Source organism: Paraburkholderia sp. BL6669N2 (assembly GCF_003387275.1).
GTDB lineage: Bacteria > Pseudomonadota > Gammaproteobacteria > Burkholderiales > Burkholderiaceae > Paraburkholderia.
On record NZ_QUNA01000002.1, the window covers coordinates 3267504 to 3281321 of the forward strand.

Sequence of the window (13818 nt, forward strand, 5' to 3'; positions counted from 1 at the left end):
TTTTAGCCGCGCACGTCGAGCGCATCCTGTGGCATCTGTTCGGAAGGTGATGTCCGCTCATGCCGGCCTTGTTGCGAACCTGCGGCATGGTCGGGCCTGATCCTGAACCAGATCGAATACATGGCCGGCAGGAAGACCAGAGTCAGAATCGTTCCTGCAAAAGTGCCGCCGATCAGCGTGTACGCAAGGGTTCCCCAGAACACCGAATGCGTCAGCGGAATGAACGCAAGAACCGCCGCCATGGCGGTCAGGATCACCGGGCGGGCACGCTGCACGGTGGCTTCGACAACGGCATGAAACGGATCCAGTCCGGCGTGCTCGTTCTGGTGAATCTGCCCGATCAGGATCAGCGTGTTTCGCATCAGAATCCCCGACAGCGCGATAAGGCCGACCAGCGCGTTGATGCCGAACGGCTGCCGGAACAGAATCAGCGTCGGCACCACGCCGATCAAACCGAGCGGGCTGGTGAGGAACACCATCACCATCGCGGAGATCGAGCGCACCTGGAAAATGATGATGATGAGCGTAACCGCCAGCATGATGGGGAAGAGCGGCAACATGGCTTGCGTCGCTTTAGCCGATTCCTCGATGGAGCCCGCCTCTTCGATACGGTAGCCGGCCGGAAGCCTGGCGATGACAGGTTGCAACTGCCTGGTGATTGCCGTCGATACGTCCGGCGGCTGCAGGTTGTCGGCAATGTCGCCGCGTACCGTGATCGTCGGCACACGATCGCGCCAGCGCATGATCGGCTCCTCCATGCGCACGTCGACCTTGCCCACCTGCGACAGCGGAATGCGTTGCCCGTTCGCGCCGGCCAGCGTGAAGTCGCCGAGCCGTGCCGGGTCGAGACGCACATCGCCGGCCGAACGCGCGACGACTTGCACCGTTCGAATATCCTCACGCACGGCGGTGACAGGCACGCCGGTAAGGAGGAATTGCAGTTGCTGCGCTACGGCGCTGGACGTCAGCCCCACCGCCTGCAACCGGTCCTGCTGCAACGTGAAGTGCAGCGTGGGCGAGCGCGTACCCCAGTCAGCGTTGACCGTGCGCATGATCGGGCTGGCCTGCATGCCCTGCTCAACTTCTCCCGCAATACCGCGCAGCTTGTCCGGGTCGGGACCGGAGATACGGTAGGCGACCGGGTATGGCGAATACGGACCGAATACGAGTTGCGTGACCCGCACGCGCGCCTCGGAGGCGAGACCGTTGGCGACTGCCTGACGCAGTCGCTGCTTCAATGCGTCGCGTTCATCCTGGCTGTCCGTGCGCACTACGATCTTGGCAAACGACGGATCGGGCAGTTCCGGTCCCATCGCCAGGTAAAAGCGGGGCGCGCCTTGCCCGACGTATGCGGTGACGATCCTGGCTTCCTTCTGCTTCGCGAGCCACGCTTCGACCTTCGTCGTGGCGGCGCTGGTTTGCGAGATCGACGTGCCATAGGGCATCTGCACTTCGACCAGCACTTCCGGACGGTCGGAGATCGGGAAAAACTGTTTTTTGACCACGCCCATGCCGAGGATGGCCAGGACGAAGAGACCCACGACCGAACCGGCAACCAGCCATTTGCGCGCGATGACGCGCGTGAGCAGCTGACGGAAGCGGTTGTAGCGCGGCGTGTCGTAGATCGCGTCGTGACCGCCTTCGACCTTTTTGAAGTCGGGCAGCATCTTCACACCCAGGTAGGGCGTGAAGACCACGGCGACGACCCACGATGCGATCAGCGCAATGCCGACGATCCAGAACATGTTGCTGGTGTATTCGCCGGCCGTGGAGCGCGCGAAGCCATTGGGCATGAAGCCGACGGCGGTCACCAGCGTGCCCGCCAGCATCGGCGCGGCCGTATGACTCCACGCGTAGGCGGAGGCGGCGATGCGGCTGTAGCCTTCCTCCATCTTCACCACCATCATTTCGATCGCTATGATCGCGTCGTCCACCAGCAGGCCGAGCGCCAGGATCAGGGACCCCAACGTGATGCGGTCAAAGTTTTTGCCGGTTGCCGCCATCACGACGAACACGACCGCGAGTGTCAGCGGTACGGCCGCGGCAACGACCAGGCCGACACGCCAGCCCATGCTGACAAAGCTCACCAGCATGACCACCAGCAGCGCGACGAAAAACTTCACCATGAACTCGTCGACCGCCGAATGAATGTTGACGGCCTGATCCGTGACCTTGGTCAGGCTCATGCCCAGCGGCAGCCCGGCGTTGATTGCGCCGACCTCGCCGTCCAGCGCCTTGCCGAGATCGAGCCCGTTCCAGCCGTCGCACATGACGATGCCCAGCAGCAGCGCAGGTTCGCCGTCGTTGCGGATCATGAACGTCGCCGGATCTTCATAACCACGCGTAACCGTGGCAATGTCCGACAGCTTCAACGTGCGGCCCTGCGCGACGACCGGCGTGTCGCGGATTTTCTGCAGGTTGTCAAAGGCACCGTCCAGGCGAATGAACACCTCCGGACCTTTGGTTTCCACGGAGCCGGCCGGCGTCAGAGCGTTCTGACCGTTGAGCGCGGCGAATACGTCCTGGGGGCTCACGCCCAGCGTTGCCAGCCGGTCATGTGAGAGCTGGATATAGATTCGCTCCGACTGCTCGCCGATGATGTCGACCTTCTTCACGCCCGGCACATGCAGCAACCGTTGGCGCAGCGTTTCGGCATCGCGCACGAGCAGGCGCTGCGGCTCGCCCTTCGCCTTCAGCGCAAACAGCGCGAAGGTGACATCGGCATACTCGTCGTTGACCAGCGGTCCAATCACGCCAGACGGAAGGTTGGCCGCTTCGTCGCTAATTTTTTTCCGAGCCTGGTAGAACTGCTCCTGCACTTCCGAAGGCGGCGTGCTGTCGAGCAAGGTCAAGGTCGTGAAGGCCAGCCCAGGCCGTGTGTAGGTCTCGGTCCGGTCGTACCAGCGCAGCTCCTGCATGCGCTTTTCGATCTTCTCGGCGACCTGGTCGTGCATTTCCTGCGCCGTGGCTCCCGGCCACGCGGTGATGATGGTCATCACCTTGACCGTGAACGCGGGGTCTTCCGCCCGGCCCAGCTTGAAGAACGAAACGAGGCCCGCCAGCGAGATCAGGCAGATCAGGAACAGGGTAATGGAGCGCTCACGGACAGCGAGCGCCGACAGATTGAAACGGCCTTCGCTCACGGACGGACTCCCTCGGAAGCGACGGCGACGGCTTGACCCGTCACCCGGACCTGCTCCCCTTCGCGCAGCAGTTGCGCGCCGAGCGCGACGATCCGGTCGCCTTGCTTGATCTTGCCGGCGACGCGGGCACTATCGTCGTCAAGATGTTCGACAGTGACCGGCCGCCAGGAAACCTTCGCAGGTTCGCCGTTGATGATCCACACCCCTGGTCCCTTGCCCGCGTCGAACAGCGCGCCGATCGGCACCTGTAAACCGCTTGGCACCGCGGAACGCGCATCCGGAATCTGGACCGTCACCGTGGCGCCCAGCGGGGCGTCGGCCAGTTCTCCTTGCAGCACATACCGCGCTTCGAAGGTCCGGGTACGTGCATCCGCCGCCTCCGAGAGCTGGCGCAGCGTCGCCGGTACGCTCGCGCCGCCGTTGCCGAACAGCGTGGCCTGGGCGACCGAACCGACGGCGGGGCGCAAGGTTTCGGGTAACTGGATCACAGCCTCGCGGCGCCCGGCGTGGGCCAAACGCACCACGGGCTGTCCGGCGCTCACGACCTGGCCCGGCTCCGCCAACGTTTCCATCACGACGCCATCGCCGTCCGCTACCAGCCCGGCATAACCCGTCGCATTGCGCGCGACGCCGGCGTCGGCCTCGGCCGCACTGAGCTGAGCTTTGGCGGCATCGGCCGCCGCCTTGATCTGGTCATAGGCCGATGCCGATATCGCGCCGGTGCCGCGCAGGTCGCGGTAGCGCTCTTCATCCTGCGCGGTCTGCTGCGCCCGGGCTCGCGCGGCGGTGACCGCGTCCTGCCGGGCCTGCGCGGCAAGCTGTAGATCGATGGGATCGATGCGCATCAGCGGCTGACCACGCTTGACGGTTTGCCCGGCATCCACCAGCCGCTCCAGCACCTTGCCGGAGACGCGAAATCCGAGATCGCTCTGCACGCGCGCGGCGACGGTTCCGGTAAACGAACGGGAGGCGGGGATCGCCGTCTGAGCGATGGCGGTGCGCACCAAGGGCGCTTCGGTGCGCGGATCGGACGGTGCTTTTGCGCCGCAGGCGACTAGCGCAAGTGGCAGTGCACAGACGACTGTAGAGGTAGCAAGGCGACGCCGGAGCATGAAAGACCCATAGACGGAGTGATCGGGGCTTTCATTGTGGTTCTTGTGACCAATTTAGTCAATGGTCACAATGGAGAATTTCCGTCAAGGCGACAGACTGCGGAGCACAAGACTGGACAGTTGCGCAGGGGCGACCTTGGTGTAATCGAAGCTGTACTGCAGTAGCAATGGGTTGAGGTAGGGGCGCATCACCAGATAGATCGCCATCGCGGTCTCATCGAGAGGCGTTTTGCGCTCGAAGTCTCCGCTCTGCCGGCCCTCCTGCAGGACGTCCTGAAGCAACTTCTGGATGCGCTCTTCGTACGAAACTACCGCCTGCCAGTTCTCTGTCGCCGCCGATGCGGCAATCTCGTAGAGCTTACGGTCCTGGAAAAAAAGCCGGAGGCTCGCTTCGGTGAATACGCTGAACATCCGCCGCAGCTTCTCTGGCGGCAGATCGGTCTGTGCGACGGCCGCCCTGACTTCGGTTTCAATCTCGTTCAGGCAGTTCGCGCAGATCATCTCGCCGATGGCCTGCTTGGACTCGAAGAACTTGTAGATGTAGGCCTTCGAAAAACCGATGGCTTTCGCGAGGTCGGAGACCGTCGTTTTCTCGTAGCCATACCGGCTGAAGTGCTCCGTGGCGGCGCCAACAATCTGGTCCCGCACTTCGTGGTCTGCGGGGCCGCGCGACGGGATGGAGGGAGTGGTGGTGTTTTTCATAGGTATAGCATACAGGAGTAGACAACTAGTGACCATTTGGTATTATAGTCACACTCGGACCTTGCGAAGACGCTCATGCTACGTGTACACATCCTCGCCGCCGTCATGGCCGCCGGCCTCTCGGCAGGCTGCGCTGTAGGCCCCGATTATGTCCGGCCCAAGGTTGCCATGCCGGACCATTTCCAGGGCCAGGCCGCGGTGGATTACCGGCAAGCGGCGGCCAGTGCCGACCTTGTCACGTGGTGGACCGGCTTCGGCGATCCGCAACTTACACGATTCGTTACGCTAGCGCTGGAGCAGAACCTTGACCTTGCGCAGGCCGCCGCTCGCGTCGCTCAGGCGCGCTCGGGCCTCGGTGCGGCGACTGCCGCGTTGCTGCCCTCCGGTAACGTCGGCGGCCAGGCGGCGAGAGTCTATCAATCTGTAGAGACCCCCTTGGGGCAGGTCCTGAATTCGACTCCCGGTTTCGACCGTTACGGCAACGACTATGAGGCCAATTTCAACGCGAGCTGGGAACTGGACGTGTTCGGGGGACTGCGCCGCGGCCGGGAAGCGTCACTTGCCGAATATCAGGCTTCGGAAGCGGGCGCGGCGGCCACGCGCCTGGCTGTGGCGGCGCAGACTGCCGATATCTACATCACGATTCGTGGCTTGCAGGCTCGCCTGAAGGTCGCCCGATGGCAGGTGCAGACGCAGCAGAGTCTGCTTTCGACCATCAACCTCCTGTATAGCAAAGGATTGGCGGCCGACCTTCAGGTGAGCCAAACCGAAGGTGCGCTATCGCAGGTTAAGGCATCCGTCCCGGTTCTCGAGGCGGGGCTGGATGCGGCGATGAACGCGCTGGACGTAATGCTGGGTTCACAGCCCGGCACGCACCGAGCCGAGCTGGCCGACGCTGGCGACATCCCGGTCGCCCCGCGCATCGCGGACACAGGATCCCCGGGAGAGTTGCTCAGGCGCCGGCCCGACCTGATCGTGGCCGAGCGTCGCCTTGCTGCATCGAACGCGCGCATCGGCGTGGCCATCGCCGAGTATTACCCCAAGGTGTCGCTCAGTGGACTGCTCGGCAGCGCCACATCCGTGGCCAGCGGCAACCTGTTCAGTACCGGCGCCAATCAGGCCGCCGGCGTGCTCGGGCTGCGCTGGCGTCTGTTCGATTTCGGCCGCATCAATGCGCAGATCGAGCAGGCTAAGGGGCAGCAGGCGGAAATGCTGGCGGCGTATCGGCTCGCCGCGCTTCATGCAACCGAAGACGTCGAGAACTCATTCTCGGCACTCGTCAAGCGGGAGGAAGAGGCTACGGTACTCGCACAGGGAGTGAACTCGCTCGGCCGGGCGCGAGCCGCCTCCTTCGCGGCCTATCAAAAAGGCGTCGTCAGCCTGATCGAAGTCTTGCAGGCCGACGACAACCTGCTACGCGCCTCCGATGAGCGGGTGCAGGCGCAAACGGAATCGGCACGCGCAGCGGTTGCCGCCTTCAAGGCGCTCGGCGGCGGATGGCAACCTCGCGAATCCGAAGCGGTCGCCGTCAAATAGCAACCCGACGCGCCCCGCGATTTGCCGGTAGCGTGGATTCTGGCCATCGTTCTTCGCTATATGAGCGCTTTGCCGCATGCCACACAAACGAACGACGCGAGCCGAAAGTCGCGAGCGAACCCGGCGGCGCTTGCTGGACGCAGCAGCGTCGAGCATCGCCGAAAAAGGGTTTGCCGCAACTAGCGTGGAGGATATCGCAGCCCAAGCCGGCTATAGCCGTGGCGCGTTCTACTCGAACTTCAGCAGCAAGAGCGATCTTTTCGTCGAACTGCTCCGGCTCGATCACCAGAACATGCAAGAAAGCTTGCAGAAGCTGCGAGACACCGCACCGTCCAGCGGAAATCTGCAAGCACAGCTCACCTTGTTGTACGCGCAGTGCTATCGCGACAACAACAGCTGCATCATCTGGGCTGAGGCACGTTTGCATGCCATGCGTGATGCGAAATTCCGCCGACATGTGAACGCCCTATACCTGCAAAAGCACGACATGGTCGCGTACTTCCTTGAGCAGTTATGCAAGCGCCTCAACATACGGTTGCCGGGTCCTTTCGCCGACCAGGTGCTCGGCGTTATCGCATTGATCGACGGCATCCTCTGCTTCAACATGACCATGCCCAATGATCTGTCGGACGCTTCGGCCGAAGCAGAATCGCAGTGGTGATCCGACCGCGTCGCGAGACTCCGCGCTCGACCCATTTTCTGCGAGTTGAAACGTTGAAGGCCGCTGCAGATGTCAACGGCAATTGCGAGCAGCGATGGAGACAACCCGCCGAGCGTCAAAACAGATTTGGCTTGCAAAGAACCACCGCCGCCTGCTGCACCGCCGCGCAAATGCAGGCTCAGTGCGCGGGACAGGAAGCTGAAAACAAAACAAAACGCCCCGACGAAAAACCCGTCGGGCGTCTTTATCAGCAGTCTCCGCCCTCACTCGCAGCGCACGCCGCCACTACGAATCAAGCGGGCTCAAACCCGATCAACGTTGCGCGATCGGCTTCGCTTCACGCTGCGTGTCGCCGATGAACAGCTGACGCGGACGACCAATCTTCTGTTCCGGATCCGCAATCATTTCGTTCCACTGTGCAATCCAGCCGACCGTACGCGCCATCGCAAAGATACACGTGAACATCGACGTCGGGATGCCCAGCGCGCGCTGCACGATACCCGAGTAGAAATCGACGTTCGGGTACAGCTTGCGCGACACGAAGTATTCGTCTTCGAGCGCGATCTTTTCCAGCGCCATGGCCAGCTTGAACAGCGGGTCGTCGTGCAGACCCAGCTCTTCCAGCACTTCGTGGCAGGTTTCGCGCATCAGCTTCGCACGCGGGTCGTAGTTCTTGTAGACGCGGTGACCGAAGCCCATCAGCTTCACGCCCGAGTTCTTGTCCTTCACCTGCTTGATGAACTCAGGAATGTTGTCGACCGAGCCGATTTCTTCCAGCATGTTCAATGCGGCTTCGTTCGCACCGCCGTGCGCCGGGCCCCACAGACACGCGATACCCGCTGCGATACACGCGAACGGGTTCGCACCCGACGAACCGGCGAGACGCACGGTCGAGGTCGATGCATTCTGCTCGTGATCCGCGTGCAGGATCAGGATACGGTCCAGCGCGCGCACCAGCACGTCGTTGACCTTGTACTCTTCGCACGGGTTCGAGAACATCATGTGCATGAAGTTCGCGCTGTACGACAGGTCGTTCTTCGGGTACGCAAACGGCTGGCCGATGCTGTACTTGTACGCCATGGCGACCAGCGTCGGCAGCTTCGCGATCATGCGAATGGCCGACACTTCACGGTGACGCGGGTTGTTGATGTCGAGCGAGTCGTGATAGAACGCCGACAATGCGCCGACCGCGGCGACCAGAATCGCCATCGGGTGCGCGTCGCGACGGAAACCACGGAAGAAGAAGTGCATTTGCTCATGCACCATCGTGTGGTTCGTGACCGTCTTCACGAATTCGGCGTTCTGCTCCGCGTTCGGCAATTCGCCCTTCAGCAGCAGGTAGCACGTTTCGAGGAAGTCGGCGTTCTGCGCCAGATTGTCGATCGGATAACCGCGATACAGCAGCTCGCCCTTGTCGCCGTCGATGTAGGTGATCGCCGAATTGCAAGCCGCCGTCGACATGAAGCCCGGGTCGTACGTGAACTTGCCGGTCTGGCCGTACAGTTTGCGGATGTCGATCACGTCCGGGCCGAGAGTGCCCTTGTAAATCGGCATTTCAACGCTCGGCGAATTGTCGCTGAACGATAGCGTGGCTTTAACATCTGACGGGGTCATAGCACATCCTCAATCGAAGTATGGAAACAGGGTTTCGATAATTGCACGCCTGGAACAACGGACAAGCTGCGCTCAAAGCCGGCTACGCCGGTCAGGCATTCCGCAGCAGCTCCAGCACCCGGATTACATCCGGGTCGGCAAGGTCGCCTTCCGGTTCCTTGCGTACGAGCAGCAAGTCCATCAGGTCGTTATCGCTCAGCTCGAGCAGGCGCGTGAGGGCGCCCACATCTGCATCGCTGAGGTCATGCTCATATCGGCTGAAAAAACGCTCAAAGATCAGATCGTTTTCCAGCAGGCCCCGCCGCGCGCGCCAGCGAAGACGCGCGCGGCGGAGAGGGTCGGACTGATGCGATGTTGATTCCATCTCAGACAGCGCGGCGAACCATCAATTCCTTGATCTTGCCAATCGCCTTGGTCGGGTTCAGGCCCTTCGGGCAAACGTCGACACAGTTCATGATGGTATGGCAACGGAACAGACGGTACGGATCTTCCAGGTTGTCCAGCCGTTCGCCCGTCGCTTCGTCGCGGCTGTCCGCGATGAAACGGTAGGCTTGCAGCAGGCCAGCCGGGCCGACGAACTTGTCCGGATTCCACCAGAAGCTCGGGCACGAAGTCGAGCAGCTAGCGCACAGAATACATTCGTACAGGCCGTCGAGCTCGTCGCGCTCTTCCGGCGACTGCAGACGTTCCTTTTCCGGCGGCGGCGTGTCGTTGATCAGGTACGGCTTGATCGAATGATACTGGTTGAAGAACTGCGTCATGTCGACAATCAGGTCGCGAATGACCGGCAGTCCCGGCAGCGGACGCAGCACGATCTTTTGCGGCAGATCGTTCATGTTCTGCAGGCAGGCCAGACCGTTCTTGCCGTTGATGTTCATGGCGTCCGAACCGCACACGCCTTCGCGGCACGAACGGCGGAACGACAGCGTCTCGTCAACTGCCTTCAACTTCAGCAGCGCGTCGAGCAGCATGCGTTCGTGCGAGTCGATCTCGATCTCGTACGTTTGCATGCGCGGCGCTGCGTCCTTGTCCGGGTCGTAGCGGTAAATTTCAAATGTACGCTTTGCCATTTCTGAATTCCTTTGACTTGTGCCTTAGAAGGTCCGCGCTTTCGGCGGAACCGATTCGACCGTCAGCGGTTGCATGTGAACCGGCTTGTAGTCGAGGCGATCGCCTTCGCTGAACCACAGCGTATGGCGCAGCCAGTTTTCGTCGTCGCGATGTTCGAAGTCGTTCTGCGCGTGCGCGCCACGGCTTTCCTTGCGCGCTTCGGCGGAAACCATCGTGGCGCGGGCCACTTCGATCAGGTTCGCCACTTCCAGCGCTTCGACGCGCGCCGTGTTGAACACCTTCGACTTGTCTTTCAGGTGGATGCTGTCGACGCGGTCAGCTACTTCGCGGATGCGCTCGACGCCCTCGGCCAGCAACGCCGAGGTACGGAACACGCCGGCGTGCTTCTGCATCGTGCCGCGGATGTCGTTGGCAACCGATTGCGCGTACTCGCCCGAGGACGAGCTATCGAGCTTCGCCAGACGCGACAGCGCGAAATCAGCGGCGTCGGCCGGCAGCGGCTTGTGCTCCTTGATTTCCTTCACGTGCTTGACGATATGGTTGCCGGCTGCGCGGCCGAACACCACCAGGTCGAGCAGCGAGTTCGTGCCGAGGCGGTTCGCGCCGTGCACCGACACGCACGAGCATTCGCCCACTGCGTAGAAACCGTTGACCGGCACTTCGTGACCCTTCGACGTACCCACGACCTGGCCATGGATGTTCGTCGGAATACCACCCATCTGATAGTGGATGGTCGGCACGACCGGGATCGGCTCTTTGATGCAATCGACGTTCGCGAACTTCAGCGCGATTTCGCGGATGGACGGCAGACGCTTCATGATCGTCTCGGCGCCGATGTGCGACAGGTCGAGCAGCACGTGATCCTTGTTCGGACCCACGCCGCGGCCTTCCTTGATTTCCTGGTCCATCGAACGCGACACGAAGTCACGCGGCGCCAGATCCTTCAACGTAGGCGCGTAGCGTTCCATGAAACGCTCGCCGTTCGAGTTGCGCAGAATGCCGCCTTCGCCGCGCACGCCTTCAGTAATCAGCACGCCCGCGCCGGCCACGCCGGTGGGGTGGAACTGCCAGAATTCCATGTCTTGCAGCGCGATGCCCGAACGCGCCGCCATGCCCAGGCCGTCGCCGGTGTTGATGAACGCGTTGGTCGATGCCGCGAAGATCCGGCCCGCGCCGCCCGTGGCGAACAGCGTGGTCTTGCCTTCCAGAATGTAGACGTCGCCGGTTTCCATTTCCAGCGCGGTCACGCCGAGCACGTCGCCTTCGGCGTCGCGGATCAGATCCAGCGCCATCCATTCGACGAAGAACTGCGTCTTGGCCTCGACGTTTTGCTGATACAGCGTGTGCAGCAGCGCGTGACCGGTACGGTCAGCCGCCGCGCAAGCGCGTTGCACCGGCTTTTCACCGTAGTTCGCGGTGTGGCCGCCAAACGGGCGTTGATAGATCGTGCCGTCTGCGTTACGGTCGAACGGCATGCCGAAGTGTTCGAGTTCGTAGACGGCGTTCGGTGCTTCGCGGCACATGAACTCGATCGCGTCCTGGTCGCCGAGCCAGTCGGAACCCTTGATCGTGTCGTAGAAGTGGTAATGCCAGTTGTCTTCGCTCATGTTGCCGAGCGATGCGCCGATGCCGCCTTGAGCAGCAACCGTGTGCGAACGCGTCGGGAACACCTTGGACAGCACGCAGACCGACAGGCCGGCACGCGCGAGTTGCAGCGAAGCGCGCATCCCCGAGCCGCCCGCGCCGACGATAACCACGTCAAACTTGCGACGCGGCAGAGAATTCTTGATTGCAGCCATTCTTTTACACTCTCCAGAGAATCTGCGCAGCGTAGCCCGCCGACGCGAGCAGCCAGACGATCGTCAGCGCTTGAAGCAACAGGCGGATGCCAACGGGCTTCACGTAGTCCATCCAGATGTCGCGGATACCCACCCACGCGTGATAGAACAGCGAAAGCAGCATGACGAACGTGGCAAGCTTCATCCATTGCGTGGCGAAAATCGAGGCCCAGCCGTCGTACGAGAAATCGCGCGCGCCGAAGAACCAGGCGAGCAGGATGACGGTGTAGACCGCCATGATCGTGGCCGTGATGCGCTGCGCCAGCCAGTCGCGCAGACCGTAATGCGCGCCGACAACAAGACGCTTCGAACCGATTCGGTTATTTGATGACATTTTTTAGAATGCTCCGAACAGTTTTGCCGCGAATGCAATGGTGAGCAACGACGACACGACGAGAACGACGATGGAGGTCGACTTGCCCTTTTCCTTCGTTACTGCGTCATGGTTCGTGTCCATCAGCAAGTGACGGACGCCGGCGCAGAAGTGAAACAGAAAGGCCCACGCGAGAACGAGCGTGATGAGCTTGACGATGATGTTGGAGAGGAAACCTTTGAAGACTTCGAAACTGAGTTCAGAAGTGAGGCTCTGATCGAAGAGGTACAGCAGGAACGGAAGAAAAACAAAAAGCAGACCACCGCTCAGGCGGTGCAAGATCGATACTCGCCCCGCTAGCGGTAGACGGTACGCCGTCAATATCTGCCCGATACCGATGTTCCGGAATTCCGGCCTCGGTTTTTTTACGGCTTCAGCCATGCTAGACCCCTACTATGTAGTCACACTAATCCGCAATTTTAGCGCCTTTTTATATCGCGCTGCAGCGAAAACCACGACAGGTCCGTTACAGCACGCGCGATAGAGGCGCCTTCAAACAGGCGCGCGTGTGGGACGCAGCGCCCTTATTCAGCCCGATTCAGCTTAGGTCGTTCTGATAGTAATACCCGGTTGTGACATACCAACCGCGGCGCACTTCTACCGGCCGGTCCCCGTATGTGTAGGACACGCGCTCGACCGATAGCAGCGGAAAACCCGCGGGCACATGCAGCAGATCGGCCACGGAAGGCTCGGCCGCGACCGCGCGGATCTTCTCCGTGGCGCGGATCATGCGGGTGCCGAACTCCGTCTCGAACATCGCGTAGAGGGGACCTTTATACTCCGACAGCCGCTCGAGCGTCAGGCCGCGGAACACGGCGCCGGGCAGCCAGATTTCGTCGAGTACCGTGACTTCGCCGTCGAACTGCAGCAAGCGCTTGATCAAGACGACGGGATCGGCCGGCTTCAGATCGAGTTGCCGGGCAATGTCCGCCGAAGCGCGCAAGCGCCGGCATTCGAGCAGACGGCTAACGTGCGGATGTTCCGCGCCGTCATCGGCCAGTAATCTGAGGAAGCGAAACTGGGCGCGGTCTTCGTTGTGCGTTGCAACAAACGTGCCCTTGCCCTGGCGGCGCACCAGCAGGTTGTCGGCGGCAAGTTCGTCGATCGCTTTACGCACCGTGCCCTGACTGACCTTGTATCTGGCCGCCAATTCGACTTCACTAGGAATGATCTCGCCCGGCTTCCACTCGCCGCTTTCCAGGCTCTGCGTGATCAACCCTTTGATCTGCTGATACAAGGGGCTGAAAGTGGGCGATGCGGCCGTAGACGCAGCGGGTACACCCTCACCCGCCACCCCTTGGCCGCTCGGATTCGTGGTGTTCGCCGGGTTCGAATTCATGCGCGCATTTCATCATAAAGGGCTAGGCCGCGTCTAGGGTTTTCCCCGCAACAGATATGTCTTATATAAGACATAAGATAATGTTGACTTTGCCTCTGACGACTCCTACACTCCTTGTCGGGCAAGGGTTTGCGGGTTTTTCGGCGGCTGTTTGATGCAGCGCCGCGACGCGCCGGCAGCCACTCTGCACCATGCTGTTCCCACGCAGTTCAGGTTTCGATTTCGCCGCCATTCGCTGGTCAGACGCTTGCCGAAACGCGCTGTTTGCAGGAGCCCGCACCGTGCAGCGGCTGCCCGGCGCCTCACAGTCCCGCTCCCGTGCTGTAGTTCAGGTTTCCGGCACGGCGGTCTCGCCGCAACACGCCGCTCGGCCTCGGCAGATTTCGAGGCAGTCCGCGACAGTGAATTCCGCCGTGTTTCATAACGCTT

The 13818-nt window shown here is 61.7% G+C and carries 12 protein-coding genes; 2 read left to right on the plus strand and 10 right to left on the minus strand.

All coding sequences use genetic code 11. The annotated features are described in order from the left end of the window. Positions 1–2: 2 nt before the first annotated feature. From B0G80_RS37170 to B0G80_RS37180, 3 genes are all read right to left on the minus strand, one after another. Positions 3–3143 carry an efflux RND transporter permease subunit gene (locus B0G80_RS37170; RefSeq protein WP_116122665.1) on the minus strand — a complete coding sequence of 1047 codons (3141 nt, stop codon included), beginning with the start codon at positions 3141–3143 and terminating at the stop codon, positions 3–5. Continuing rightward, the gene (locus B0G80_RS37175) at positions 3140–4255 is read right to left on the minus strand and encodes an efflux RND transporter periplasmic adaptor subunit (RefSeq protein ID WP_116122666.1); all 1116 of its coding nucleotides are present in this window, start codon (positions 4253–4255) and stop codon (positions 3140–3142) included. The genes B0G80_RS37170 and B0G80_RS37175 overlap by 4 nt, the downstream gene beginning before the upstream one ends. A gap of 84 nt (positions 4256–4339) precedes the next feature. After that, positions 4340–4957 (minus strand): TetR/AcrR family transcriptional regulator, encoded by a 618-nt coding sequence (locus tag B0G80_RS37180; protein WP_116122667.1) that lies wholly within the window; start codon positions 4955–4957, stop codon positions 4340–4342. A gap of 75 nt (positions 4958–5032) precedes the next feature. Here B0G80_RS37180 and B0G80_RS37185 point away from each other — a divergent pair, with 75 nt between their 5' ends. Both B0G80_RS37185 and B0G80_RS37190 read left to right on the plus strand, forming a co-directional pair. Beyond that, positions 5033–6493, plus strand: coding sequence for an efflux transporter outer membrane subunit (locus B0G80_RS37185; protein WP_116122668.1), 1461 nt, complete (start codon positions 5033–5035; stop codon positions 6491–6493). Between the two features lie 130 nt (positions 6494–6623). After that, positions 6624–7154, plus strand: coding sequence for a TetR/AcrR family transcriptional regulator (locus B0G80_RS37190; RefSeq protein ID WP_258879163.1), 531 nt, complete (start codon positions 6624–6626; stop codon positions 7152–7154). A gap of 312 nt (positions 7155–7466) precedes the next feature. Here the strand turns inward: B0G80_RS37190 and gltA are convergent, their stop codons facing one another. From gltA to B0G80_RS37225, 7 genes are all read right to left on the minus strand, one after another. Further along, entirely contained in the window at positions 7467–8768 is a 1302-nt protein-coding gene (gene gltA / locus B0G80_RS37195) for a citrate synthase (protein ID WP_012428642.1), read from the minus strand. Positions 8769–8859: 91 nt separating this feature from the next. After that, a complete protein-coding gene (locus tag B0G80_RS37200) occupies positions 8860–9132 on the minus strand; it encodes a succinate dehydrogenase assembly factor 2 (RefSeq protein ID WP_106282590.1) in 273 nt (90 codons plus the stop codon). A 1-nt stretch (position 9133) separates the two neighbouring features. Further along, on the minus strand, positions 9134–9838 hold the full coding sequence (locus tag B0G80_RS37205; RefSeq protein ID WP_012428644.1) for a succinate dehydrogenase iron-sulfur subunit: 705 nt from the start codon (positions 9836–9838) through the stop codon (positions 9134–9136). Between the two features lie 24 nt (positions 9839–9862). Further along, the gene (gene sdhA / locus B0G80_RS37210; RefSeq protein WP_116122670.1) at positions 9863–11638 is read right to left on the minus strand and encodes a succinate dehydrogenase flavoprotein subunit; all 1776 of its coding nucleotides are present in this window, start codon (positions 11636–11638) and stop codon (positions 9863–9865) included. Between the two features lie 4 nt (positions 11639–11642). Further along, on the minus strand, positions 11643–12011 hold the full coding sequence (sdhD, locus tag B0G80_RS37215) for a succinate dehydrogenase, hydrophobic membrane anchor protein (protein WP_106282588.1): 369 nt from the start codon (positions 12009–12011) through the stop codon (positions 11643–11645). 3 nt (positions 12012–12014) lie between these two features. Next, positions 12015–12431: a succinate dehydrogenase, cytochrome b556 subunit gene (sdhC, locus tag B0G80_RS37220; RefSeq protein WP_106282587.1), complete on the minus strand. Its 417-nt coding sequence runs from the start codon at positions 12429–12431 to the stop codon at positions 12015–12017. Between the two features lie 157 nt (positions 12432–12588). After that, positions 12589–13389 carry a GntR family transcriptional regulator gene (locus B0G80_RS37225; RefSeq protein WP_106282586.1) on the minus strand — a complete coding sequence of 267 codons (801 nt, stop codon included), beginning with the start codon at positions 13387–13389 and terminating at the stop codon, positions 12589–12591. Positions 13390–13818: the final 429 nt, after the last annotated feature.